The 23,804-nt window shown below is 71.3% G+C and carries 22 protein-coding genes; 17 read left to right on the top strand and 5 right to left on the bottom strand.

The window, feature by feature from the left end; all coding sequences use genetic code 11:
- Window positions 1-35: 35 nt before the first annotated feature.
- The 6 genes from CQ044_RS16035 to CQ044_RS16010 all read left to right on the top strand — a co-directional run bounded on the left by CQ044_RS16035 (window position 36) and on the right by CQ044_RS16010 (window position 7,657).
- Window positions 36-800: a class I SAM-dependent methyltransferase gene (locus tag CQ044_RS16035; protein WP_105689381.1), complete on the top strand. Its 765-nt coding sequence runs from the start codon at window positions 36-38 to the stop codon at window positions 798-800.
- A gap of 47 nt (window positions 801-847) precedes the next feature.
- The gene (locus CQ044_RS16030; protein ID WP_105689380.1) at window positions 848-1,426 is read left to right on the top strand and encodes a DapH/DapD/GlmU-related protein; all 579 of its coding nucleotides are present in this window, start codon (window positions 848-850) and stop codon (window positions 1,424-1,426) included.
- A gap of 297 nt (window positions 1,427-1,723) precedes the next feature.
- Complete coding sequence (locus CQ044_RS16025; RefSeq protein ID WP_105689379.1) at window positions 1,724-3,061, top strand: XdhC family protein; 1,338 nt, start codon at window positions 1,724-1,726, stop codon at window positions 3,059-3,061.
- Window positions 3,052-4,122, top strand: a complete 1,071-nt coding sequence (locus tag CQ044_RS16020) for an FAD binding domain-containing protein (RefSeq protein ID WP_105689378.1) — start codon at window positions 3,052-3,054, stop codon at window positions 4,120-4,122. Before CQ044_RS16025 ends, CQ044_RS16020 begins: the two co-directional genes overlap by 10 nt.
- Before the next feature lie 68 nt (window positions 4,123-4,190).
- Window positions 4,191-7,043 carry a molybdopterin cofactor-binding domain-containing protein gene (locus CQ044_RS16015; protein ID WP_105689391.1) on the top strand — a complete coding sequence of 951 codons (2,853 nt, stop codon included), beginning with the start codon at window positions 4,191-4,193 and terminating at the stop codon, window positions 7,041-7,043.
- Window positions 7,040-7,657, top strand: a complete 618-nt coding sequence (locus CQ044_RS16010) for an NTP transferase domain-containing protein (protein ID WP_105689377.1) — start codon at window positions 7,040-7,042, stop codon at window positions 7,655-7,657. The genes CQ044_RS16015 and CQ044_RS16010 overlap by 4 nt, the downstream gene beginning before the upstream one ends.
- 74 nt (window positions 7,658-7,731) lie before the next feature.
- On the opposite strand, the gene CQ044_RS16005 is transcribed toward CQ044_RS16010, so the two are convergent.
- Together CQ044_RS16005 and CQ044_RS16000 are read right to left on the bottom strand one after the other, a co-directional pair.
- Window positions 7,732-9,276, bottom strand: a complete 1,545-nt coding sequence (locus CQ044_RS16005) for an NCS2 family permease (protein ID WP_105689376.1) — start codon at window positions 9,274-9,276, stop codon at window positions 7,732-7,734.
- Window positions 9,277-9,304: 28 nt separating this feature from the next.
- Entirely contained in the window at window positions 9,305-9,814 is a 510-nt protein-coding gene (locus CQ044_RS16000; RefSeq protein WP_105689375.1) for a nucleoside deaminase, read from the bottom strand.
- Between the two features lie 243 nt (window positions 9,815-10,057).
- On the opposite strand from CQ044_RS16000, the gene CQ044_RS15995 reads away from it, so the two are divergent.
- The 5 genes from CQ044_RS15995 to moaA all read left to right on the top strand — a co-directional run bounded on the left by CQ044_RS15995 (window position 10,058) and on the right by moaA (window position 14,665).
- Window positions 10,058-10,465, top strand: coding sequence for a molybdopterin-binding protein (locus CQ044_RS15995; protein ID WP_045271894.1), 408 nt, complete (start codon window positions 10,058-10,060; stop codon window positions 10,463-10,465).
- Window positions 10,462-11,277, top strand: coding sequence for a molybdate ABC transporter substrate-binding protein (modA, locus tag CQ044_RS15990; protein WP_105689374.1), 816 nt, complete (start codon window positions 10,462-10,464; stop codon window positions 11,275-11,277). The genes CQ044_RS15995 and modA overlap by 4 nt, the downstream gene beginning before the upstream one ends.
- Window positions 11,278-11,318: 41 nt before the next feature.
- Window positions 11,319-12,185, top strand: a complete 867-nt coding sequence (locus tag CQ044_RS15985) for an ABC transporter permease (protein WP_105689373.1) — start codon at window positions 11,319-11,321, stop codon at window positions 12,183-12,185.
- Between the two features lie 35 nt (window positions 12,186-12,220).
- Complete coding sequence (locus CQ044_RS15980) at window positions 12,221-13,360, top strand: ABC transporter ATP-binding protein (RefSeq protein ID WP_181158345.1); 1,140 nt, start codon at window positions 12,221-12,223, stop codon at window positions 13,358-13,360.
- 180 nt (window positions 13,361-13,540) lie between these two features.
- On the top strand, window positions 13,541-14,665 hold the full coding sequence (gene moaA, locus CQ044_RS15975; RefSeq protein ID WP_105689371.1) for a GTP 3',8-cyclase MoaA: 1,125 nt from the start codon (window positions 13,541-13,543) through the stop codon (window positions 14,663-14,665).
- 194 nt (window positions 14,666-14,859) lie between these two features.
- Here moaA and CQ044_RS15970 read toward each other — a convergent pair whose 3' ends face one another.
- Both CQ044_RS15970 and CQ044_RS15965 read right to left on the bottom strand, forming a co-directional pair.
- The gene (locus tag CQ044_RS15970) at window positions 14,860-15,270 is read right to left on the bottom strand and encodes a molybdenum cofactor biosynthesis protein MoaE (protein ID WP_045271824.1); all 411 of its coding nucleotides are present in this window, start codon (window positions 15,268-15,270) and stop codon (window positions 14,860-14,862) included.
- Window positions 15,267-16,430 (bottom strand): ThiF family adenylyltransferase, encoded by a 1,164-nt coding sequence (locus CQ044_RS15965; RefSeq protein ID WP_105689370.1) that lies wholly within the window; start codon window positions 16,428-16,430, stop codon window positions 15,267-15,269. Before CQ044_RS15965 ends, CQ044_RS15970 begins: the two co-directional genes overlap by 4 nt.
- A gap of 91 nt (window positions 16,431-16,521) precedes the next feature.
- On the opposite strand from CQ044_RS15965, the gene CQ044_RS15960 reads away from it, so the two are divergent.
- The 5 genes from CQ044_RS15960 to CQ044_RS15940 all read left to right on the top strand — a co-directional run bounded on the left by CQ044_RS15960 (window position 16,522) and on the right by CQ044_RS15940 (window position 19,855).
- Window positions 16,522-16,779 (top strand): MoaD/ThiS family protein, encoded by a 258-nt coding sequence (locus tag CQ044_RS15960; RefSeq protein ID WP_105689369.1) that lies wholly within the window; start codon window positions 16,522-16,524, stop codon window positions 16,777-16,779.
- A 23-nt stretch (window positions 16,780-16,802) separates the two neighbouring features.
- On the top strand, window positions 16,803-17,273 hold the full coding sequence (gene moaC / locus CQ044_RS15955) for a cyclic pyranopterin monophosphate synthase MoaC (protein WP_105689368.1): 471 nt from the start codon (window positions 16,803-16,805) through the stop codon (window positions 17,271-17,273).
- The gene (locus tag CQ044_RS15950) at window positions 17,270-17,773 is read left to right on the top strand and encodes a molybdenum cofactor biosynthesis protein B (protein ID WP_105689367.1); all 504 of its coding nucleotides are present in this window, start codon (window positions 17,270-17,272) and stop codon (window positions 17,771-17,773) included. The genes moaC and CQ044_RS15950 overlap by 4 nt, the downstream gene beginning before the upstream one ends.
- Before the next feature lie 12 nt (window positions 17,774-17,785).
- Window positions 17,786-18,325: a YaeQ family protein gene (locus CQ044_RS15945; protein WP_105689366.1), complete on the top strand. Its 540-nt coding sequence runs from the start codon at window positions 17,786-17,788 to the stop codon at window positions 18,323-18,325.
- 204 nt (window positions 18,326-18,529) lie between these two features.
- On the top strand, window positions 18,530-19,855 hold the full coding sequence (locus CQ044_RS15940) for a serine hydrolase (protein WP_258133344.1): 1,326 nt from the start codon (window positions 18,530-18,532) through the stop codon (window positions 19,853-19,855).
- A 13-nt stretch (window positions 19,856-19,868) separates the two neighbouring features.
- On the opposite strand, the gene CQ044_RS15935 is transcribed toward CQ044_RS15940, so the two are convergent.
- On the bottom strand, window positions 19,869-23,168 hold the full coding sequence (locus tag CQ044_RS15935; protein ID WP_105689364.1) for an efflux RND transporter permease subunit: 3,300 nt from the start codon (window positions 23,166-23,168) through the stop codon (window positions 19,869-19,871).
- A gap of 145 nt (window positions 23,169-23,313) precedes the next feature.
- Between CQ044_RS15935 and CQ044_RS15930 the strand changes: the two genes are divergently transcribed.
- Complete coding sequence (locus tag CQ044_RS15930; RefSeq protein WP_105689363.1) at window positions 23,314-23,796, top strand: nucleoside deaminase; 483 nt, start codon at window positions 23,314-23,316, stop codon at window positions 23,794-23,796.
- The last annotated feature ends 8 nt before the right edge of the window (window positions 23,797-23,804 follow it).

Below are 23,804 nucleotides of genomic sequence, written 5' to 3'. Positions count from 1 at the left end.
TTGAACATGTTCAGTTCATCCGCTATCGTCATCCCATGACCGAGCTCTCGCACCGACCCGCCGTCGCGCTCGCATCCCCCGAGGCCGTGGCCCCGCCCTACGACGCCGACGGCGTGCGGCAGCTGTTCGACCGCATGGCGACCTCGTACGACCGGATGAACATCGCCCTCTCACTGGGCTTCGCGACGCTGTGGCGGCGGCAACTGCTCCGCCTGGTCGGCGCGACCGGATCCCCCCGCCGCGTGCTCGACCTGATGAGCGGGCGGGGCGAGACCTGGACGGAGATCGAACGACGCCTCCCCCAGGCCGAGATCACGGCGGTCGACTTCTCCGCGCAGATGATGGCGCACGCCGAGACCCGCAGCCGCGCCCGCTTCGGCGGACGGGTGCGGCTGCGCCAGGAGGATGCGCTGAACGGAACGGCCGCGCACGAGTCCTTCGACGTCGTCGTCAGCGCCTACGGTCTGAAGACGTTCGACGCGCCGCAGCTGGAGCGCCTCGCGTCCGAGGTCGCGCGCGTGCTGCGCCCCGGCGGATCCTTCGCCTTCATCGATGTCACGGAGCCGACCTGCCGAGCGCTGCGGATCGCCTACCTCGCGTATCTGCGCTGGATCGTCCCGCTCGCAGGGATCCTGCTGCGCACCGATCCGACCGAGTACCGGATGCTGCACCGCTATCTCACGGGATTCGGTGACGGATCCCGCGCCGTCGAGGCCTTCCGGTCGCATCCCGCCCTGCAGGTCGAGGTGCGACGGCACTTCTTCGGCTGCGCGACGAGCATCAGCGGCCGGCGGTCCTGACCGCGCGCCGCCGTCCGCACGTCGGCGGCCCTTCGCATACTGGTCGGATGACGCGCGACCGCTTCCTGCCGATCCATGACCCGCAGCTCCTGGCCGCCGGCGAGCGCGTGCTGGGCGCGGAGTTCCGGGCGATGAGCGAGCGCGTACTCGCGGTGAGCGCGCTGACGTCGCGGCTCAACCTGCTGCCCTTCGACGATGAGGCCGGGCGCGCGGCCCTCCTCGAGGAGATCCTGGGTCGCCCCCTTCCCCCGCGCCTCACCGTCTACCCGCCGTTCTACACGGACCACGGGCTGCGGCTCGAGCTCGGCGAGCGCGTCTTCATCAACCAGGGCTGCACGTTCCTCGACTTCGCCGGCATCCGGCTGGGCGATGGCGTGATGGTCGGGCCGAAGGCGACGTTCATCACCGTCGGCCACCCCGTCGACCCCGAGGAGCGCCGGCAGTACCTCTCCGGCGCGCCGATCCTCGTCGAGGACAACGTCTGGATCGGCGCGGGCGCGACGATCCTGCCCGGTGTCACGATCGGCCGGGACGCCGTCATCGCGGCGGGCGCGATCGTGGCCGACGACGTGCCCGCCCGTGCCCTGGTCGCCGGCCCGAAGGCGTCCGTGCTGCGGAGCTGGTGACGGGGCCCGGCGATCTGGCGACCCCGGTTCCGGCGAGCTCACGTCCTAGATCTTCGCACAGCGGAAACCAAGATCCGCCTGACGGACTAATCCCTTGTGCGTGCGCCGGAACCGCCGTAGAATCGTCGCAGGCCTAGGCGGGTTGCGACAGCAGAACCATCTACCGGGCATCCCAGGCGGTGACGCCGTGGATTGTGACCCGGGGTTCCCTCCTCACCAGGCTTCCTCCTTCATGGTCCCGATGCACCGCCCTTGATCAGGCGCCGATGGCCGGCACCTGGATGAGGAAGGTGCCCCATGCTGGATCGCATCCACGAGTACGCCGAGTGCCTCGCCGACCCGGATCGGTGGGCGATCGCGACGATCGTCGAAGTGTCCGGATCCGTCCCCCGCCCCGCCGGCACGTCGATGGCGGTGCGCGACGACGGCCGCACGATCGGATCCGTCTCGGGCGGCTGCGTCGAAGGAGCCGTCGTCGACGCCGCGCTCGCATGCCTCGAGTCCGGCGCGACCGAGCTGCACTCCTTCGGCTACGCCGACGACGACGGCCTCTCGATCGGCCTGATGTGCGGCGGCGATGTGCGCGTGCTGGTACAGCCGCTGCGCACCCTCGGCGGCGCCGCGCCGGCCGCCCACGCGCACCTCGTGCGCGACCTTCCGCTGCACGACACGTCCGCCGGCTCCCTCCTCACGGCGGAGGGCCTCGGTATCGCGCTCCCTGCCGATGCGCTCTGCGCGGCCTTCGACGGGGACGAGCTGCCCGACGAGCTCGCATGCGCCGCGGGGCACGCGGGCGACCGGATCCGCGCGGCGCTGCGCGCCGGCGGCGCGCACGTGGTCGACCTGACCGATCGCGCGACGCCGGACTGCCCGGTCGTGCGGCGCCTGCTGATCGAGTCGACGGCGACTCCCGCGCGGCTCCTCATCTACGGCGCGAACGACTTCTCCGCGGCGCTCGCGCAGGCCGCGGCCGCGCTGGGCCGGCACGTCACGGTGTGCGACGCGCGGCCTGTGTTCGCCACCCGTGCCCGCCACCCCGGCGCGCACGAGGTCGTGCTGATGCACCCGGCCGAGCACTTCGCCCAGGAGCTCGCCGCGGGCCGCATCGACGGCCGGACCGCGATCGTGATACTCACGCACGACCCGCGCTTCGACCTGCCGGTGCTCGATGCGGCGCTGCGCCGCGAGGTCGCCTACGTCGGTGCGATGGGATCCCGCGTCACGCACGACAAGCGCGTGCAGGAGCTGCGCGCCGGAGGGCTCACCGCCGCCCACCTCGGCCGGCTGCACTCGCCGATCGGCCTGGATCTGGGCGCGCGCACCCCGGCCGAGGTCGCGGTGTCGATCCTCGCGGAGCTGATCCTCGTGGAGTCGGCCGCACGGGCCGGATCCGGCAACGCTCCTGCGGCGGCCCGACGCCCCGCATCGCCCGCACGACTGCGCGACACCGCCGGCGACGTGCACGACGATGCGCGGCGGAGTGCGGAGCCCGGGGCCGCGACCCCGGCGCCGGCAGCGGCGGCCGCGATCGCGCCGGCAGCGGACCTCGACCCCGCGGCCGCACCGACCGGCCGCAGCTGCGCGGCGACACCGCGACGGATGGCCGCGACGAAGGAGGCTCTGGCATGGATGTGACGAGCGTCGACGCGGTGCTGATGTGCGCGGATCCGCAGGAGTGGCGACCGGGGGATTCCTGGCTCGCCGGCGGCACCGTCCTCTTCTCCTACGGCACCGACATCACCCGCGGCGCCCCCACCCGGCTCCTCGACATCACCGACGCCGGCTGGCCCCCGCTCATCTGGCACCACCCACCTTCGAGTCGTCCCCGTGAGCGCACCCCAGGGGGTCCGCTGACGGGGACGACGCGAGAGGTGGAGGGGGTGCCTTCGCTGGAGATCGCGGCGACGTGCCGGATCGCGGAGCTGCGCGCGCTCGCCGACGACCCGTTGCCCGGAGGCGTGCCCCGGGCGATGCTGCCCGGGCTGGACCTGATCCCGCCGGCGTGCGACTCCTTCGTCGCTTCCTGGAAGATCTGGAACGTCTCGACCGTGGGCGGCAACGTCGCGACGGGGCTCCCCGCCGGGCCGATGATCTCGCTGTTGAGCGGCTGGGACGCGACCGCGCTGATCCTGCGCCCTGACGGCTCCGCACGGCGCACCCCCGTGGCCGACCTCATCGTCGGCCCTGCCCGCACCCGGCTCGCCGATGGCGAGCTGATCCGCAGCTTCCTCGTGCCGGGCGACGCTCTCGCGCAGACGCCCGCGTTCCGCCGGATCTCGCTCACCGAGCGCGGGCGCTCCGCCGCCCTGCTGATCGGACGGCGCACCTCGGCGTCGTCACTGCGGCTCACCGTCACGGCGTCGACGTTCCACCCGATCGTGCTCGACGTGAGCGCGGATCCGGGTGCCGTCGCCGGGAGCCGGACCGCCGGACCGGCGGTCGACACGATCGCCGCCGCCCCCGCATTCACGGTCCGCGCCGACGGCGCCGCTTGGCGCGAGGCGATCGACGCCGCGGTCGACGGCACGCGCGGCTGGTATGACGACATCCACGGCGAACCGGCCTGGCGGCGGCTGATGACACATCGCCTCGGCGAGGAGATCCTCGCCGAACTGCTGCCGGAGTCCGCCTCCGGCATCGACGACGCGATCGGGCGGGTCACCGGCGACCTGCGCATCGAGAGGAGCACGCGGTGAGCAGTATCCCGACGGCCCGCACGGAGCGCGAGGCACCGGATCCGACACGAGACACCACGTCTGCCGTGGTGTCTCCTGCAGAAAGTGGTTTCTCGCCAGCGCCCCACGCCTGCGGCCCGCACGCGACCCTCGACGGACGCACGGTCGCCGTCGAACCCGAGCCCGGACAGTGCCTGCGCACATGGCTGCGCGATCAGGGCTCGTACGGCGTGAAGAAGGGGTGCGACGGCGGCGACTGCGGCGCGTGCACCGTGATCGTCGACGGCGCGCCCGTGCACAGCTGCGTGTACCCCGCCCACCGCGCCGCCGGCCGGGACATCGTCACGGTCCAGGGCCTCGGCACCCCCGAGGATCCGCACCCGGTGCAGGAGCGGTTCCGCCGCGCGGCCGGCTTCCAGTGCGGGTTCTGCACTGCCGGCATGGTGTGCACGGTCGCCTCGATGCCGAAGGGTGCGGAAGAGGACCTCGACCGCACGCTCAAGGGCAACATCTGCCGGTGCACCGGCTACCGCGCGATCGAGGACGCGGTGCGGGGCACCGTGAACATCGACGACCGCGCCGGGGGCGTCGGCCGCGCGACGGGCGCCCCCGCCGCGACCGGGGTCGTGACCGGCACCGTCCGCTACACGATGGACATCGACCCGGCAGAGCTCCCCGCTCCGCTGCTGTACGCCGCGGTCGTGCGCAGTCCGCACCCGCACGCACGGGTGGTCCTGGTCGACGCGACCCGGGCCCTGGCCGCCCACGGCGTGGTGCGCGTGCTCAGCCGGGAGGACGCGCCGACGACCGTCTTCTCCACGGCGCAGCACGAGATCGAGGCCGACGACCCCTACGACACCCGCGTGTTCGACGAGTACGTGCGCTTCGTCGGGCAGCGCGTGGCGCTGGTCGTCGCGGAGTCGCAGCGCGCGGCGGACCGCGCCGCCCGCCTCGTCGACGTGGAGTACGAGATCCTGCCGGCGAACACGGATCCGGAGCTCGCCGACGCCGCAGGAACGGTCGCACTGCACGGGGCGGCCTCCCCCGCCGGACAGCGGGCGCGGGCGCAGGGCGGATCCGTGCCCGACCCCGAGGGCGTCGCCCGTGCCGAGGCCAACGTCGTGATGGAGATGAGCTCCGAGGTCGGCGACCTCGCGGCCGAGCTCGCCGCGAGCGACGTCGTCGAGGAGCGCACCTTCCACACCCACCGCGTCTCGCACACGGCTCTCGAGACCCACGGATCCATCGCCTGGCAGGATCCGGACGGCCGCTTCGTCGTGCGCAGCAGCACCCAGGTGCCGTTCCTCGCCCGGCGCACACTCGCCCGGATCTTCGGCATCGACAAGGAGCGGCTGCGCGTCTACTCCGCCCGCGTCGGCGGTGGCTTCGGCGGCAAGCAGGAGGTGTTCACCGAGGATCTGGCCCTGCTCGCGACGATGGCGACCGGTCGCCCTGCGCGCGTCGAGTTCTCCCGCAAGGAGGTGCTGACCGCGACGAGCGTGCGGCATCCGTTCCGGATCAGGGTGCGCATGGGCGCGACCGCGGACGGGCGGATCACCGGAATCGGGGTCGATGTGCGCTCCAACACCGGCGCCTACGGCAACCACGGACCCGGCGTGATGTTCCACGGCGTGGGCGAGTCGATCGCCGTCTACCGCGCGGCGGCGAAGAAGATCGACGCCGACGTCGTCTACACGAACACCGTGCCCTCCGGCGCCTTCCGCGGCTACGGACTCAGCCAGATGATCTTCGCGATCGAATCGACCGTCGACGAGGTCGCGCGCCGGCTGGGGATGGATCCGCTCGCATTCCGCACCGCGAACCTCATCGGGCAGGACGACGCCATGATCGCCGCGCACGAGGAGCCCGACCTTATCATCGGGAGCTACGGCCTCGACGAGTGCGTGCGGATCGTGCGCGACGGCCTGGAGCGCTCACGCGAGGAGGACGCCGCATCGCTCCCCGGCCCTTCGACGGACTCAGGGACCGGATGGCGGCTCGGGGAGGGATCCGCGGTCGCGATGATCGCCACGGTCCCCCCGCGCGGGCACCATTCGCACACCGTGATCCGGCTCGACGCGGACGGGACGTTCGGCCTCGACGTCGGCACCGCGGAGTTCGGCAACGGCACCTCCACGGTGCACCAGCAGATCGCCGCGACCGTGCTGCAGACCACGACCCGTGCCGTGCGGCTGCGCCAGTCCGACTCGGATCTGGTGCCGCACGACACCGGTGCGTTCGGCTCGACGGGAACCGTCGTCGCGGGGCGGGCCACGCACGCCGCCGCGACCGCGCTGGCCGAGCGCATCCGCGCCCGCGCGGCCGAGCTGCTGGACGCGCCCCTCGCCGAATGCGTGCTGACCGGCGCCCGCGTGATCCGCGGCGAGCAGTCGGTCGGCCTGGCCGACGTGGCCGCCGACGCGGAGCGCCGGGGCGAGACCCTCGAGGAGAAGGGGTACTGGGGCGGCACGCCGCGCTCGGTCGCCTTCAACGTGCAGGGGTTCCGCATCGCGATCGACGAGGCAACGGGGGAACTGCGGATCCTGCGATCCATCCACGCCGCCGACGCCGGCGTCGTCGTCAACCCCGAGCAATGCCGGGGTCAGGTCGAGGGCGGCATCGCGCAGGGCATCGGCGCCGCGCTGCACGAGATCGTGCGGTTGGACGACGGCGGCACCGTGGTGTCGGACATCCTGCGGCAGTACCACGTGCCCACGTTCGCCGACATCCCGCGCTCCGAGGTGCACTTCGCACAGACCTCGGACGTGCTCGGCCCTCTCGGCGCCAAGTCGATGAGCGAGTCGCCGTTCAACCCGATCGCGCCGGCGCTGGCCGCCGCGATCCGCGACGCGACCGGGATCCGCATGACCGCCACACCGTTCACCCGCGATCGGATCCACGCCGCGATCCTCGAGCGGGATGCGGCGGAGGCGACCCGATGACCACGCGCACCCACCACGCGATCGTGCTCGCGGCCGGACGGGGCACCCGCCTCGGCCGCGGACCCAAGGCGCTCCTCCCCTGGAACGGCGAGGTGCTCGTCACCCGGGCCGCCCGGGCGGCGGCGGAGGCCGGCTGCAGCGTGACGGTCGCGGTCGGCCCCGCCGCCCGCACCGCGCGCAGCTGGCTCCGTGCCCGGTGCCCGGCGGCGCACGTGGTCGAAGTGCACGATGCGCGGCTGGGCATGTCCGCCTCGCTGCGCGCGGCCGTGCTGCCGCTCGTCGTGACCGACGCGCCGCCGCACGCCGTGGTCGTGCTGCTCGTGGATCAGCCGGGCGTCGACGCCTCCGTGATCCGGCGCCTCTTCGCGGCCCGCAGGCCGGGACGCGTCGCCCGCGCGATGTGGCACGGCGCCCCCGGCAACCCCGTGGTGTTCGGCACCGGCGACCTCTGCTCGGCCGCAGCCCTCGCCGAGGGCGACGCCGCGGCCCGGGCATGGATCGTGCGGAACCGCCATCTCGTCGACGACGTGGAGTGCGGCGATCTGGGTCGCGGCGACGACATCGACGAACCCGCCGATCTCGCATCCTGGCCGGAGCTGCGCGTCCCCCGCTGACCGCGGGGGCCGCACCCCGGTGCACGCCGAAGCCCCCGGCCCGCACACGCGGACCGGGGGCTTCGAACGACGGCTCAGTGACTGAGGATCTGCTCCACCGGTCCGCGCACGAAGTAGAGCGCGAACCCGGCGGCGACGACCCACATCAGCCAGTGGACCTTCTTCGCCCGTCCGGAGAGGACGTTGATGAGCGCCCACGAGATGCAGCCGACACCGATGCCGTTGGCGATCGAGTAGGTCAGCGGCATCGTCACGATCGTGAGGAACGCCGGGAGGGCGACCGCGAAATTGGTGAACTTGATCTCGCGGATCTGTCCCATCATCATCGCGCCGACGATGACGAGGGCGGCCGAGCCGACCTCGATCGGCACCACGAGCGTGAGCGGCGTCAGGAACATCGACAGCAGGAACAGCACGCCGACCACGAGCGAGGCGAGACCCGTGCGGGCGCCCTCGCCGATGCCGGAGGCGCTGTCGACGTAGACCGTATTCGACGAGGTCGAGGTCATGCCTCCCGCGACGGCGCCGAAGCCCTCGACGACGAACGCGGAGCGCAGGCGCGGGAACGTGCCGTCCTTGTAGGCCAGGCCCGCGTTCTTCGCGAGACCGGTCATCGTGCCCATCGCGTCGAAGAAGTTCGAGAACACCAGGGTGAAGACGAGCATCGTCGCCGACAGTGCACCGACGCGGCCGAAGGCGCCGAACAGGTCGAACTGCCCCACCAGACTGAAGTCCGGAATCGTGACCAGCGAGCTCGGCAGCTCGGGGATCGTCATGTGCCAGCCGTTCGGGTCCTTGAACGAGGGGCCGAGCTGCAGCACCGCCTGGGCGATGAGCGCGACGATGGTGGTCGCGACGATGCCGATCAGGATGCCGCCAGGAACCTTCCGCGCCACCAGGATCCCGATGACGACGAGGCCCAGCAGGAAGATGAGCGTCGGGACCGAGGTGATGGATCCGTCGTTGCCGAGCTGCACAGGCGGGCCGCCGGGACCCGCGGTGCGGTTGACGAAGCCCGAGTCGACGAAGCCGATGAAGGCGATGAACAGGCCGATGCCGACGGTGATCGCGGCCTTGAGCGGCTGCGGCACGGCATGGAAGATCGCGGTCCGGATGCCGGTGGCTCCGAACAGCACGATCAGGATGCCGTTGATGACCACGAGCCCCATGGCCTCGGCCCAGGTCACCTGACCGACGACCGCGACCGCGAGGAAGGAGTTGATGCCGAGGCCCGCGGCGAGCGCGAAGGGCAGCCGTGCGATCACGCCGAACAGGATGGTCATGACGCCGGCGGTGAGGCCGGTCGCCGCGCCGATCTGCGCCGCATCCAGGGCGTGGCCCGCGACGTCCTTCGTGCCGCCGAGGATCAGCGGGTTCAGGATGACGATGTAGGCCATCGTGACGAAGGTCACGATGCCGCCTCGGATCTCACGACCGACGGTCGAACCGCGGCGGGTGATGCTGAAGAACCGGTCAAGGCCGTTCTTGGGCTCGACCTCGACGGTCGAGGTGGCACCGGTCTTCAGAGGAGGAAGCGTTTCCTCCTGGCGGGAGAACAGGGCCGTGGCCTCGTTCTCGGGTGTTCCCTCTGCTTCGGGGGTGGGAGTGGGGGACGTCATTGTCTTCTCCTGGATTCGTCGGGTCGGGTCAGTACTCGATACGGGTGGTGGTGAGGTTCCACTCGGTGAAGGGCGCGACGCGCTCCTCAGCGGGCAGGGCGATGTCGGAGACGGGCATGAGCGCCTTGTCCTCGGGCCCTCCCTCGAAATAGCGGTAGAACACCGCGTCGTCGAAGCCGGCGTCGGCGGCGTCGTCGCGGTTGGCCGCGAAGTACACGCGGTCGACGCGCGCCCACAGCGACGTCGCGAGGCACATCGGGCACGGCTCACAGCTCGTGTAGAGCGTGGCGCCGGAGAGGTCGAACGTGCCGAGCTGCTGGCACGCGTTGCGGATCGCGGTCACTTCGGCGTGCGCCGAGGGATCGAGGTTCGCGGTCACCCGGTTGACGCCTTCGAAGACCCGGCCGTCGGCCGAGACGATGAGGGCGCCGAACGGACCTCCGGCGTTTCGGACGTTGTCCGTGGCGAGGGCGACGGCCTGAGCGAGATACTCGGCGGGCGTCGCCGGCGCGGATGAAGGCGCACTGGTGCTGTTCATGGAGAGCTTCCTTGCTGTCGTCGCAGTGATACGGCTTCCGGTCGGGCCCCTCGTCGGGCCCTTCCTCGAGATAAGTACGTCGAACCGCTAGGTTGTCATCCCGCCTCCGGCTGCTGGTACGGCCTCGGGCTGGAATGACACTAACAGCGTTCCCCTGCCACGTCCACGGTTTTTTGGAACCCATATTCCACATCGTGATAATCCGTGTTGCTTCTCCGCATTCGCGGCGCTATGGTCGTCGCCATGACGCATTTTCGGATCCGCGAGGCTGCCGGCCTTCTGGGAGTCAGCGATGACACCGTGCGCCGCTGGGCGGCGGACGGCATCCTGACCCTGTCCACCGACGCGACCGGGCACCAGGTCGTGCCCGGCGCCGAGCTCGCCGAACGCGCCCAGGCGCTGGCCAGCGAACCGGATCCGGGCGACAACGTGCTGCGCAGCGCGCGCAACCGCTTCGTGGGCCTCGTCACCGCCGTACGCGTCGAAGGGCTGATGGCGCAGATCGAGCTGCAGAGCGGTCCGCACCGCATCGTGTCGCTCATGAGCGCCGAGGCCGCCGCCGAGCTCGGGCTCGAGGTCGGGAGCAAGGCCGTCGCCGTCACCAAAGCCACCATGATGATCATAGAAACCGAAAGGACCGAGTCACGATGACCCGATCCCCCCTCCCGTTCCGCCTGTCCGCGATCGCCGCCACGGCTCTTGCCGCAGCTCTCGCCCTGACCGCATGCTCCGGCTCGTCCCCCGCTGCGACGCCCACGCCCACCAGCACCGCCGCGGCCTCGACCGTGAGCGGCGAGCTCACCGTGTTCGCGGCGGCATCGCTGAGCCAGGCGTTCGACCAGATCACCACGGCCTTCGAGGCGGAGAACCCGAAGGTGCACGTCAACCCGATCACGTACGACGGATCTTCGACGCTCGCGACGCAGATCATCGAGGGGGCGCCGGTCGACGTGTTCGCCTCGGCGGATCAGAAGAACATGGACAAGGTGACCCAGGCGAGCCTCGCGGGGGATGCGCCGGTCTTCACGACGAACGTCCTGCAGATCGCGGTCGCGCCGGGCAACCCGCTCAAGGTCAAGGATCTCGCCTCGCTCGCGGACCCCGGTCTCAAGCTCGTGCTGTGCGCCCCCGCCGTGCCGTGCGGCAACGCCGCGAAGACGCTGCTCGACGCGGCGAGCGTGACCGTGACGCCCGCCAGCGAGGAGCAGAACGTGACGGCGGTGCTCGCGAAGGTCAAGGCCGGCGAGGCCGATGCCGGGCTCGTGTACTCGACCGACGTCAAGGCCGCGGGATCCGCCGTGACCGGCATCGCCATCGCGGGCGCCGACAAGGCGACCAACAAGTACCCGATCACGGTGCTCAAGGCCTCGAAGAACGCCGAGGCCGCCACCGCGTTCCAGGAGTTCGTGCTGTCGGACAAGGGCCAGAAGATCCTCAAGGATCTGGGGTTCGGCGGCGCATGAGAACGGGGGGCCGGAGGGCGCCGCGCGCGGTCGGGTCGTCGATGACGGCGGCCGCGCGCGGCGACTCCCCGACCCCGGATGCCGCCCCCTCGCTCCCCGCGTCCGTCCCCCGGCGGCGGGGGGAGCACCTGCCCGCCTGGTTGCTGATCCCGGCGATCATCGCGGTGCTGCTGCTGGTGCTGCCCTTCGTCGCGCTGCTGGTGCGGCTGGACTGGGCGACGGTTCCGGCGGCGATCACGTCTCCCGCAGCGCTGCAGGCGCTCGGGCTCTCCCTGACCACCGCCGCGATCGCGACCGTGATCTGCGCGATCCTCGGGGTGCCGCTCGCCGTCGCGATGGCGCGCAGTCCCGGCTGGCTGGCCTCGGTGCTGCGCACGCTGACCACCCTGCCGCTCGTGCTGCCCCCGCTCGTCGGGGGCATCGCGCTGCTCGCCCTGCTGGGCCGCAACGGACTGCTCGGCGGAGCGCTGGCCGTCGCCGGGATCAGGATCCCGTTCACGACCGCTGCCGTGGTGATCGCGCAGGCGTTCGTCGCGCTGCCGTTCCTGGTGATCTCGATCGAGGGCGCCCTGCGCGCGATCGGCACCGAGCACGAGCGGGTCGCGGCGGGTCTCGGCGCGAGCCGGTTCACGGTCTTCCGCAGGGTGACGCTGCCCCTCGCCGCTCCCGGGCTCATCGCGGGCACCGTGCTGTGCTTCGCCCGGGCTCTCGGCGAGTTCGGCGCGACCGCGCTGTTCGCGGGCAACGCCGCCGGGGTCACCCGCACCATGCCGCTCGCGATCTACACGGCGTTCAACGGCGCAGGGGTCGAGGAGGACACGGCGATCGCGCTGTCGCTCCTGCTGATCCTCGTCGCCCTCGCGGTGCTCGTGCTGGTGCGCGGCTGGCGGGCGGGGGCCGTGCGATGAGGGTCGATCTGAGCACGCGCCGCGGCGGATTCGCGATGTCCGCGGCGTTCGAGGCGCAGCCGGGAGAGATCCTCGCGGTGATCGGCCCGAACGGATCGGGCAAGTCGACGTTGCTGAACGCGATCGCGGGTCTCCTTCCCGCCGCCGGATCCGTCGCGGTCGGCGACCGCGTGCTCGACGCCCCGGCCGGCCCCGGTGCGGCACGCGGGATCCATGTCCCCCCGGCGCGCCGGCGCATCGCGCTGCTCGGCCAGCGCCCGCTGCTGTTCCCGCATCTGTCCGTGCGCGAGAACGTGGCGTTCGGGCCGCGCGCGCAGGGTGTTCCGCGCGCCGAGGCCCGGCGTCGCGCCGACCGGCGGCTGGAGGAGGTGGGGCTCGGCGGCCTCGCCGCGCGCCGTCCCGCGGAGCTCTCCGGCGGGCAGCAGCAGCGCGCCGCGATCGCGCGCGCCCTCGCCTCCGAGCCCGATGCACTGCTGCTGGACGAGCCGTTCGCCGCGCTCGACGCGCCGTCCGCCGCGCAGGCCCGCCGCCTGATCACCGCGCAGCAGGGCGAGAGCCCCGCGATCCCGATCGTGCTCGTCACGCACGACCCGATGGACGCGCTGATCCTGGCCGCGCGCACGCTCGTGATGCACGACGGCTCCGTGGTGCAGGGCGGCAGCACCTCCGAAGTGCTGGGGCATCCGCGATCGGAGTTCGTGGCGGCGCTCGCCGGCGTGAACCGCCTCGAGGCGGTCGGAGCGGATGACGGCGCCGTCTCCGCGGGCGGGCTCCTGCTCCGCGGACAGGGCCATGCGCTGCGGGTGGGCGAGGCCGGCAGCGTCGTGTTCGCACCAGGCTCCGTGCGGGTGGATCCGCTCGACGATTCCGGAGGCCTCGGCCGCTCCGCGAACCCGGAATCCGCCCCGGCGCCGAACCACTGGACGGGGCGCGTCGCGCAGCTCGATCCGATCCCCGGCGGGATCCGCCTGCACACCGCGGAGCATCCCGGCATCGCCGTGGACTGCCCGTCCACGCACGCCGTCGGCCTCGGCCTGCACCCCGGACAGCGCCTCTCGTTCCGCATCGACGAGGCCGATGTCTCGATCCGCGGCGACGCCGGCTGGCCCTCGAGCCGGTCCCTGAGCGAGCGGAGCGAGACGGTCCCTGAGCCAGCGGAGCGAGACGGTCCCTGAGCAAGCGGAGCGAGACGGTCCCTGAGCAAGCGGAGCGAGACGGTCCCTGAGCAAGCGGAGCGAGACGGTCCCTGAGCGAGCGGAGCGAGACGAAGGGCGTCCCGCGGCCTCGTGTTGCGCCACGCGGATCCCGCTCCCTCCCAGCGGTGCTACGGTTGCCCATCGAAAGGGGGCCGACCGATGACGATCTCGCCGCGATCACTCGAGACCGATGCCGCTCCGGCGCGCGCCGGCTCGTCCCCCGACGTCCCCCGAAGCGCTCGGAGGCTGCCCTCGACCGGCGTCCTCGACACCAGGGACCGCCCGCTGCGCGACCTGCGGATCTCCGTCACCGACCGGTGCAATTTCCGCTGCGTCTACTGCATGCCGCGCGAGGTGTTCGGCCGGGACTATGCATTCCTGGAACGGCATGAACTGCTCACCTTCGAGGAGATCGAGCGGATCGCGCGAGCCGCTCTCGCGAACGGCGTCCGCAAGCTGCGCCTCACCGGAGGGGAGCCGCTGCTGCGGCGAGGGATCGAAGATCTGATCGCACGGCTCGCGGCTCTGCGCACCCTCGACGACGCCAAGCCGGAGATCGCGCTGACGACGAACGGATCCGCCCTCGCCGTCAAGGCCGATGCGCTCAAGGAGGCGGGCGTCGACCGCGTCACAGTGTCGATCGATTCCCTCGACGATCAGCTGTTCCGGCGCATGAACGACGTGGAGTTCCCCGTCGCGCGCGTGCTGCAGGGCATCGACGCCGCGCAGGCCGCCGGCATGCCCGTGAAGCTCAACACCGTCGTCAAACGCGGCCTCAACGACGGCGAGATCCTGAGTCTCGCGGAGCACTTCCGCGGCACCGGTCATGTGCTGCGCTTCATCGAATATATGGACGTCGGCGCGACCAACGGCTGGAGCCTCGACGAGGTGGTCCCCTCGGCGGAGATCGTCGCGACGATCGACGCCCGGTTCCCGCTCGAGCCCGTCTCCCCCGCCGCCACCGGCGAGACGGCGAAGCGCTGGCGCTACGCCGACGGTTCCGGGGAGATCGGCGTGATCTCGTCCGTCACCAACGCGTTCTGCGGCACCTGCAACCGCGCGCGGCTCTCGACCGAGGGGCGCCTGTTCACGTGCCTGTTCGCGACCGAGGGCCACGACCTGCGCGCGCTGCTGCGCGGCGGCGCGGACGATGCGGAGCTCACCGCGACGCTCGCCCGGATCTGGGGCGTGCGCGACGACCGCTACTCCGAGATCCGATCGAGCCTCACCCCCGAGCTGCGCGCCGCCCGCGACCGCATCGAGATGAGCTACATCGGGGGCTGAGGGGGAGGGGTCTCGCCCTCCCCGCACGTCTCGCCGGTCGTCGACGCCCCCTCTGAGGATCCACGCCCCCTCTGAGATGCGTACCTGTGAGGGGGCGCCGGTCGCCAGAGGGGGCGTCGAGGCCAGGCCGCGCCCCAGAACGGCGCCCCAAGAACGGCGCCCCGCCCGGCGTCACCCCGCCGGAGGCGGGCCCGTCAGAGCCCGACCCACTCCGAGACGCCGTCGGCGTAGTGCTGGCGCTTCCAGATCGGCACGCCGCGCTTGATCTCCTCGACCAGGCGCTCGCACGCCTCGAACGCCTCCTTGCGGTGTCCGGCCGACGCGGCCGCGAACAGCGCGACGTCGCCGATCCGGAGGTCGCCCACCCGGTGCGCCGCGGCGACGAGCAGCCCGGTCTCGGCCGTCACGCGCTCCACGATCTCCTCGAGGAACCGCTCCGCGTCGGGATGCGCGCGGTAGTCCAGGGAGCGCACCGCCTGCCCGCCGTCGTGGTCGCGCACCACGCCGCAGAACATCACGGTCGCGCCGTGCGCCGCGTCGCCGACCGCCGCCCGGATGACCGCCTCGTCCAGGGGTTCGTCACTGATGATCGCGCGTTCGCTCATTCCGGCTCCGTCCGCTCGCTCGGCGCGTCCGCAGCGCCCGTGCCCGCGGTCTTCCCGCCGACGGCGGCGAAGGCCCTGATCCCGCCCGCGAGGTAGTGCGCGTCGATCCCGCGCTCGCGCAGCACGCGCACCGCACGCTGCGAGCGCGGATCCTTCTCGCAGAACACGACGACCGGCCCGTCGCCGAGCGCCCCCGGAATCGGCGCACCGCCTTCGAGCGCACCGAGCGGCAGCGCCGTGGCCCCCGGGATGCCCCGCAGCAGAGTCTCGTGCGGCTCGCGCACGTCGAGGAGTCGCACGTCGCCCTCGCGCCGCATCCGCAGCACCTCGGCGGCCGACAGCGCGGAGGCGTCGCCGGCGGCGGCCGTGCCGCAGAACAGCTCGTAGTCGATCAGCCCGTCCACGGCCGGCGCGTCCTCGGCCCGCTCGAACCCGATCTCACGGGTGCGCGCGGCGAGCGCGTCGTAGAACAGCACACGACCGACGAGCGGTTCGCCGATGCCCGTGATGAGCTTGACGACCTCGGTCGCCATGAAGGATCCGATCGCGGTGCACAGGCTCGCGAGCACTCCGCCGAGCTCGCACGACAGCACCTCGTCCGCGGCCGGCGGCGCAGGGAAGAGGTCGCGGAACCCGACCTCGGGCACGGCCACGCCGACCTGCCCCTGGAAGCGCAGGATGGATCCCCAGACCAGGGGCTTCCCGGCGAGGCGCGCGGCGTCGTCGGCGAGGTAGCGGGTGGGGAAGTTGTCGCTGCCGTCGACGAGGAGGTCGTACTCGGCCAGTATCCCCGGCAGGGTCTCGGCGGTCGCACGCTCCCGGTAGGGGCGCACCAGGATCTCGGGATCGATGTCGCGCACGGTGTCGGCGAGGGATCCGACCTTGGACCGTCCGATGTCGTCCATGCCGTGGCTGAGCTGACGGTGCAGGTTGGACAGCTCCACCACGTCGTCGTCGATGACGCCGATCGTGCCGACGCCGCTCCCCGCGAGCGCGGGGACGAGGGCGCTGCCGAGCCCGCCCGCCCCGATCACGAGCACGCGGGCCGCACGGAGGCGCCGCTGCGCGGTCTCGCCGAAGCCCGGCAGCATGAGCTGGCGGCTGTACCGGGCGATGTGTTCGGGCGGCAGTTCCGGCCCCGGCTCGACGAGCGCGATCATAGGATCGAGTGTACGCGGGGAAAGCCTCGCGGGACATTCTAATTTCCATGATGCGGATGCTGAATTCCGCAATACGGGCTAGATTGAGGACATGGCCACCATCACCGTGCGGTACTTCGCCGCGGCCGCCGAGGCCGCCGGACGCGATCAGGAGCAGCTGACCGTCGACGGCCCGGATGCCGCCTCGACGGTCGGAGCACTGCGCGCGGAGCTGCTCGGACGCTACGGTGAGCCGATGGCGAAGGTCCTGAGATCCGGATCCTTCCTCGTCGACGGCACGGTCAGCCGCGACGACGCCCGACCGCTGGGAGCGACCGTCGACATCCTGCCGCCCTTCGCCGGCGGCTGAGCACGCACGAGTCTGGAGACGTGATGAGCGAGCTGACGCACCTGAGGGCCGATGGATCCGCGCACATGGTGGACGTGACAGACAAGGCCGTGACCCGCCGCGAGGCGCGCGCGCAGGCCGTGCTGCAGACCACCGCGGACGTGGTCGCGAAGATCGCCGACGGCTCCCTGCCCAAGGGCGAGGCGCTCGGCACGGCCCGCATCGCCGGGATCATGGGCGCGAAGCAGACCTCGGCGCTCATCCCGCTCTGCCACCCGCTGCCGCTGAGCCGGGTCGAGATCGACCTCGTGCCGGAGGGCGACCGCGTGCGCATCATCGCCACCGCCGTCACGAAGGGCGTCACGGGCGTCGAGATGGAGGCGCTCACGGCCGCGAGCGTCGCGGCGCTCACCCTCTACGACATGATCAAGGCCGTCGACAAGCACGCCGTGATCGGCGACATCCGCGTGCTCGCGAAGTCCGGCGGCAAGAGCGGCGACTGGACCGCGGAGTGACCACGGAGCAGTCGTCCTCCCGGTCCGCGACCGTGCTCGTGGTGTCGACCCGTGCCTCCGCGGGCGTCTACGCCGACGAGACGGGTCCGATCATCCGAGCATGGCTCGCCGAGCGCGGGTTCGCGACCGAGGATCCGGTCGTCGTCGCCGACGCCTCCGTCGCGGACGCCCTCAGGGCCGCTCTCGAGGATGCTCCGGATCTGCTGCTCACCACGGGCGGCACCGGGCTCTCCCCCGACGACCGCACGCCCGAGGCGACCGCGGCACTTCTCGACCGCGAGATCCCCGGGCTCATGGAGGACCTGCGTCGCCGCGGCCTCGCCGCGACCCCTATGGCGCTGCTCACCCGCGGCGTGGCCGGAGTCTCGGGTCGTACGGTCGTGATGAACCTGCCGGGCTCGCGGGGCGGAGTGCGCGACGGACTCGCCGTGCTGGATCCGATCCTCGACCACCTGCTCGCCCAGCTCCGCGGCGCGGGCGACCACGGACGCACCCCGTAGGCTGAGACGCCTATGGCTATCGGGGCGACGATCCACACCTTCGACGTGCAGCTGGCGGACACCGACCGCGGCGTCTACGAGGACTACTCGCTGCGCGTGGCGCGGCACCCCTCCGAGACCGACGCGTACATGCTGACCCGGCTGCTCGCCTACGGGCTGGAGTTCACCGAGGGCGTCGCGTTCAGCGAGGGTCTCTCCTCCACCGACGAGCCCGCCGTCGTCGTGCGCGATCTCACCGGGCGCATCACGGGATGGATCGAGGTCGGCGCTCCGGACGCCGAGCGCCTGCACTACGGCAGCCGCCTGGCCGATCGCACCGTCGTCTACACGCACCGCGATCCGGCCAAGGTCATGGCGCCGTGGGAGGGCAAGCGGATCCACCGCGCAGAGGACATCCGCGTCTACAGCTTCGACCCCGGCTTCGTCGAGTCCGCCGTACCGCTGCTCGAGCGCCGCAACACCGTGACGATGACCGTCACCGAGCAGGTGCTGTACCTCGACCTCAACGGCACGACGCTGACGACCACGATCCACGCGCACGAACTCGGCTGACCCCGGGGCGCGATCTCCGGGCGTCATCGACATGATCGCGCCGGACCCCTACAGTGTGCTCAAGAACGTGTCTGGTCCGTACCCGACACCGCAGGGTCGCCCTCCCCGCCCGGGCGCCACCCGATCCGACGACGGCCGGCCCTGAGGATTCGCCCCGCTGGAGATCCGATTCCGCGCCCCGCGCGCAGCACGGAGGACGTCCCGATGCCCATGGTCGAACCGCACCGTCTGCGCCCCCGTGGTCAGCACCCCTCCCGGTCCCTGAGCTCCCGGTCCCTGAGCTCGCGAGGCGCGGTGGCCCTGGCGAGCGCCCTCCTGCTCGTCCTGACGGGATGCACCGCCACTCGCACCGCACCGCCCTCCCCCCGTGCGCCGTCCTCGGCCGCGGCGATCGATCCGGCGGCGTGCGTCCCCGACCCCGCGGCGGTGGTCGACCGCCGGCCAGGCACCGCGACGAAGGGGAACCTCTCCCCCGCGCTGACCGAGTCCCTCGACGCCGCGGCCTCGGCAGCGTTCACCGCGACGACCGCGCCGGGTGCGGTCGTCGCGGTGCGGTCCCCGAAGGGCACCTGGGTCGACGCCTACGGCGTCGCGGATCTGACGACCGGGGCGCCGCTCACCACCGACGTCCACCATCGGATCGGATCGGTGACCAAGACGTTCACGACGACGCTGATCATGCAGCTGGTCGCACGCAAGAAGCTGTCCTTGAGCGATCCGATCAGCACCTACGTGCCGAATGTGCCGAACGGATCCGAGATCACGATCCTCCAGCTCGCGAACATGACCAGCGGCATCGCCAACTACACCGACGATCTCGAGTTCATGAAGCTGTATCTCACCGACTACAGCATCATCTGGACCGTCGACCAGCGGCTGGCGACGGCTTTCGCGATGCCCCCGACGTCCGCGCCCGGCGCCGAGTTCCACTACTCGAACACCAACACGGTGCTGCTCGGGGAGGTCGTGGAGAAGATCACCGGGCACACGCTCGCCGAAGAACTCCAGCGACAGATCTTCGATCCGCTCCGCCTGACCGCCACCTCGTACCCGCTGGCCAGCGCTGTCATGCCCGACCCGCATGCGCACGGCTACACGAACCTCGGGATCGTCTCCGGCGCGATCAGCGCGGATGCGCCGCTGCGGGACACCACCGCCTGGAACGTCTCCCAGGCCGGCGCATCCGGGGAGATCATCAGCCGCGTCGACGATCTGCTCACGTACGGACGCGCTCTCGGCACCGGGCAGGGGCTGCTCCCCCGGGACGCGCAGATCCAGCGGCTTTCATCCATCCCGGTGCCCTCGGGCTACGGCATCGGCATGAACTGCGTGCAGGGCTGGATCGGCCACAACGGGCAGGTGCCCGGCTTCAACACGGCGCTGTACTACGACACCCGCACCGACACCACGGTCGTCGTCGAGGTCAACGGAGACCACCCCACCGGAACGACGGGGACGACTCCGGCGGACGCGATCTTCTACGCCGTCGCAGCCGCCCTCGGGCGGGGCCTCGAAGGGCCGACCGGCTGACCGCACCGCGGACTCAGTCGGACTCTGGCTTCTCCTCGGCGGGGTGCTCCGTGACGGACTCCTCCTCGGCGGGCTGACCGTTCTCGCGCAGCTCTCGGCGGGTGGGGTGGTGCGGAGGCGCCGAAGCGTCGTCCGCGGAAGACGCCTCGGTCGAGGCCGAACCGGCGAACACCGCGCCCGCACCGGCTCCGGCGAGCACCGCGCCCGCATCGGCTCCGGCGAGCGCCGCGTCAGCGCTGCCCCCTGCCTTCGCCGCGCGCTTGGCAGCCCGGCGTTCCCTGGCGCCCTCGACGAGGTTGTAGAGCGTGGGCAGCACGAGCAGCGTCAGCACGGTCGACGACACCAGGCCGCCGATCACGACGATCGCGAGCGGCTGCGAGATGAAGCCGCCGTGGCCGGTGATGCCGAGGGCCATCGGGGTGAGCGCGAAGATCGTGGCGAGCGCGGTCATCAGGATCGGCCGGAGGCGCCGGGATCCGCCGGCGATCGTGGCGTCGTGCGCGTTCATGCCCTTCTCGCGGTACTGGTTCACCAGGTCCACGAGCACGATCGCGTTGGTCACCACGATGCCGATGAGCATGAGCACGCCGATGAGGGACGCGACGCCGAGCGGCACGCCGGTCGCGATCTGCAGCAGGATGGCGCCGGTTGCCGCGAACGGCACCGAGCTCAGCAGCAGGATCGGCTGCCGCAGCGACTTGAAGGTCGCCACCATCACGATGTAGACGATGAGGATCGCTGCGAGCATCGCGAGCCCGAGCTGGCCGAACGCGTCCTGCTGCTGCGTGACCACTCCGCCGAGCGACGCGTCGGCACCGGAGGGGAGCTTCGCGCTCGTGATCGCCTTCGACACCGAGGTCGAGGCGCTCGCGAGGTCGTTGCCCTTCGGCGTCACCGAGACGGTCGCGGTGCGCTGCCCGCGCTGGGTCGTGACCGACGCCGGGCTCTCGCTCTGCTGCACGGTCGCGATCTGGTCGAGTCGGATGAGCCCTGCCCGGCTCGGGATCGTCAGCGCCTTCAGCTCATCGACCGTGGTCGGCGGGTTCGCGCTCTGCAGGTAGACGGTGAGCGAGGATCCATCGATCTCCACGGATCCGATCTGCTGCGGACGCATCGCCTGCGAGACGATGCCGCCGACCGCGACCTCGCTGAGGCCGTGCTGCGCGGCGGCCGCGCGGTCGACCTGCACCGAGATGAACGGCAGCGAGGCAGAGAGGTTGCTCGTGACCTGGTTGACGCCAGCCGAGCCCTTGAGCTCCTTCACGAGTGCGTCGGTCGCATCGGTCAGCGTCTTCTCGTCCGGCGCGGTGATCTTCACCTGGATGTCGCTGGACCCGAAGCCCTGGGAGGCGGCGATCGTGATGTCGCCGACACCGTCGAGCTTCTTCACGGCCGCGCGCACGTCCGCCTGGACGGTCTCCTGGTTCGCCGACGGATCCGTCGTGATCGAGTAGGTGATGCCGGATCCGCCGCCGGAGAACGCGTCCCGCAGGGCGGATCCGCTCGAGCCGATCGAGACCTGCACGGTCTTGATGCCCTTGATGTCCTTGATCGCCTCCTCGACCTTCTGCGCCGCCTTGTCCTCGGCGTCGAGGCTGGGCGCCTGGCCCAGCGACTGCGTCATCGTGAAGGTGTTCTGACCGCTGGATCCGAGGAAGTTCACCTTCATGAGCGGGGCTGCGGCCATCGTGCCGATGAGCACGACGACAGCGAGGACGAGCGTGATCCACGAGTGCCGGAGCGTCCAGCGCAGGATCGGCAGGTACGCCTTCTGCAGCCGGGTCGGCGGGGCATCCTCGTGCTCGGGGTCGATCGCGTGACCGTCCGCGCCGAGCAGCGGCTTGCCGGGGCGCAGGAACCAGTACGCGAGCACGGGCACGATCGTGAGCGCGACGAGCAGCGATGCCGTCATCGCGATGGTCACCGTGAGCGCGAACGGGCGGAAGAGCTCGCCGGTCATGTCGCCGACGAAGGCGATCGGCAGGAACACCGCGACCGTCGTGATCGTCGAGGCGGTGACGGCCATCGCGACCTCGCGCACGGCGCTGATGATCGCGGCCTTCTTGTCTGCGCCCTGCACGTAGTGCCGCTTGATGTTCTCGATCACGACGATCGAGTCGTCGACGACGCGGCCGATCGCGATCGTGAGCGCGCCGAGCGTGAGGATGTTCAGCGAGTACCCGAAGGCCTGGATCCCGATGAAGGTGATGAGGACGCTCGTCGGGATCGAGATCGCGGTGACGAGCGTCGAGCGCACCGACAGCAGGAAGATCAGGATCACGATCACCGCGAAGACGAGGCCCAGCAGGCCCTCCTGGGCGAGCGACTCGATCGACTGCTGGATGAACGGCGCCTGGTCGAACACCGTCGTGAACGTCGCGCCGGGCAGGTCCTTCTTGAGCTGCGGGATCAGATCGGTGACGGCCTTCGACACGTCCACCGTGTTCGCGGACGGAAGCTTGGTCACCGCGATCGTGAGGGCCGTCTTGCCGTCGACGCGAGAGAGCGACGTGACCGGATCCCCGTCGATCTCGACCTTCGCGACGGATCCGACCGTGGCGCCCGGCGTCGTCCCGCCGATGAGCGGGATCGCCTGCACCTGCTCGACGCTCGTGAGCTTCTCGCCGGTCTGCACCGTGAGCGTGTTGTCGTTCTCGGTGATGGATCCGCCGGGGAACAGCGTGCCGTTCTGCTGCAGCGCATCCTTGATCGCGCTCGAGGGGAGCCCGGCCGCCAGCAGTGCGGTGTTGTCGGGTGTGATCGTGAGGCGCTTGCCCTGCCCGCCGACGAGGGAGGCGGCGTTCACGCCCTTGAGCCGCTCGATCTTCGGGATGACCGTGTTCGTGAGGCGCTGCTGCGCCGTCTCGGCGTCGGAGAACCCGGTCACCGCGAGCTGGATCACGGGGAAGTCGTCGATCGACGCGGTGATGACCTGCGGATCCACGCCGTCGGGCAGCTGCGACTTGATGCGCCCGATCGCCTGGTTGATCTTCTGCTCGGCGGTCGCGAGGTTGGTGCCGTACGCGAAGGATGCCTGGATCACGGACGAGTTGGTCGTGCTCGTCGCCGTGGACGTGTCGAGACCCGGAACGCCCTGGATCGCGGTCTCGATCGGGGTGGACACGTCGTGCTCGACGACCTCGGGCGAGGCCCCGGGGTAGCTCGCGACGATCGCGAGCTGCGGGAACTCGATCGACGGGATCAGCTCCTGCTTCAGGTTCGTGAGCGCGAGACCGCCGAACACCGCGGCCACGATCGTGATGAGCGCGATCAGCGCGCGGTTGCGCAGGCTCAGAACGGCGAGCTTCGACACGGGTCCCCCTTCGTAGCCCGGTGCGGAGGATCGGGCGTACAGGCCAGATTCTAGAACCCCCGGGTATCGTCCTCGTCACAGCCGACGTCCGGCGCCTCTGCAGCGGCACCCTGGACGCGCACGAGCGCCTGAATACGATGGCACCATGCAGCTGAGCGCAGACGATCGTCGCTTCCTCGATCTGGCCGTCGAACAGGCCAGGATCGGCTGGGCTGAGGGCGGTATCCCGATCGGCGCCGCGCTCGTGCACGACGGTGAGGTGCTGGCCGTGGGCCGCAACCGCCGCGTGCAGCTGGGCAGCGTCATCCGCCACGGCGAGACGGACTGCCTGGAGAACGCGGGCCGGCTGCCGGCGCGCGTCTACCGGGAGAGCGTCCTCTACACGACCCTCTCCCCCTGCTACATGTGCGCCGGCACCGCGACGCTCTACGAGATCCCGCGCATCGTGATCGGCGAGAACCGCAGCTTCCAGGAGTCGGAGGCGTGGCTGCGCTCGAACGGCAAGGAGCTCGTGATCGCCGACGACGCCGACTGCATCGCGCTCATGGACCGGATGATGCGAGAGCGTCCAGAGCTGTGGGCCGAGGACATCGGCGTCGAGGCGAGCGACCTCGAGTCCCGCTCCTGAGCGGGACT

This window comes from Microbacterium sp. MYb64, from assembly GCF_002979495.1.
In the GTDB taxonomy this organism is placed as follows: Bacteria; Actinomycetota; Actinomycetes; order Actinomycetales; family Microbacteriaceae; genus Microbacterium; species Microbacterium azadirachtae_A.
This window is presented reverse-complemented; position numbering and strand designations above follow the sequence as displayed.

Excerpts from the sequence above, each read along its gene's own strand:
- CQ044_RS16000 (WP_105689375.1), bottom strand. The coding sequence starts at position 9,814 with ATGAACAGCACCAGTGCGCCTTCATCCGCGCCGGCGACGCCCGCCGAG.
- CQ044_RS15970 (WP_045271824.1), bottom strand. The coding sequence starts at position 15,270 with ATGAGCGAACGCGCGATCATCAGTGACGAACCCCTGGACGAGGCGGTC.
- CQ044_RS16005 (WP_105689376.1), bottom strand. The coding sequence starts at position 9,276 with ATGACGTCCCCCACTCCCACCCCCGAAGCAGAGGGAACACCCGAGAAC.
- CQ044_RS15960 (WP_105689369.1), top strand. The coding sequence starts at position 16,522 with ATGGCCACCATCACCGTGCGGTACTTCGCCGCGGCCGCCGAGGCCGCC.
- CQ044_RS15945 (WP_105689366.1), top strand. The coding sequence starts at position 17,786 with ATGGCTATCGGGGCGACGATCCACACCTTCGACGTGCAGCTGGCGGAC.
- CQ044_RS16020 (WP_105689378.1), top strand. The coding sequence starts at position 3,052 with ATGGATGTGACGAGCGTCGACGCGGTGCTGATGTGCGCGGATCCGCAG.
- CQ044_RS15940 (WP_258133344.1), top strand. The coding sequence starts at position 18,530 with ATGCCCATGGTCGAACCGCACCGTCTGCGCCCCCGTGGTCAGCACCCC.
- CQ044_RS15985 (WP_105689373.1), top strand. The coding sequence starts at position 11,319 with ATGACGGCGGCCGCGCGCGGCGACTCCCCGACCCCGGATGCCGCCCCC.
- CQ044_RS15930 (WP_105689363.1), top strand. The coding sequence starts at position 23,314 with ATGCAGCTGAGCGCAGACGATCGTCGCTTCCTCGATCTGGCCGTCGAA.
- CQ044_RS15965 (WP_105689370.1), bottom strand. The coding sequence starts at position 16,430 with ATGATCGCGCTCGTCGAGCCGGGGCCGGAACTGCCGCCCGAACACATC.
- CQ044_RS16010 (WP_105689377.1), top strand. The coding sequence starts at position 7,040 with ATGACCACGCGCACCCACCACGCGATCGTGCTCGCGGCCGGACGGGGC.
- CQ044_RS15980 (WP_181158345.1), top strand. The coding sequence starts at position 12,221 with ATGTCCGCGGCGTTCGAGGCGCAGCCGGGAGAGATCCTCGCGGTGATC.
- modA (WP_105689374.1), top strand. The coding sequence starts at position 10,462 with ATGACCCGATCCCCCCTCCCGTTCCGCCTGTCCGCGATCGCCGCCACG.
- CQ044_RS15995 (WP_045271894.1), top strand. The coding sequence starts at position 10,058 with ATGACGCATTTTCGGATCCGCGAGGCTGCCGGCCTTCTGGGAGTCAGC.
- CQ044_RS16025 (WP_105689379.1), top strand. The coding sequence starts at position 1,724 with ATGCTGGATCGCATCCACGAGTACGCCGAGTGCCTCGCCGACCCGGAT.
- CQ044_RS16030 (WP_105689380.1), top strand. The coding sequence starts at position 848 with ATGACGCGCGACCGCTTCCTGCCGATCCATGACCCGCAGCTCCTGGCC.
- moaA (WP_105689371.1), top strand. The coding sequence starts at position 13,541 with ATGACGATCTCGCCGCGATCACTCGAGACCGATGCCGCTCCGGCGCGC.
- moaC (WP_105689368.1), top strand. The coding sequence starts at position 16,803 with ATGAGCGAGCTGACGCACCTGAGGGCCGATGGATCCGCGCACATGGTG.
- CQ044_RS16035 (WP_105689381.1), top strand. The coding sequence starts at position 36 with ATGACCGAGCTCTCGCACCGACCCGCCGTCGCGCTCGCATCCCCCGAG.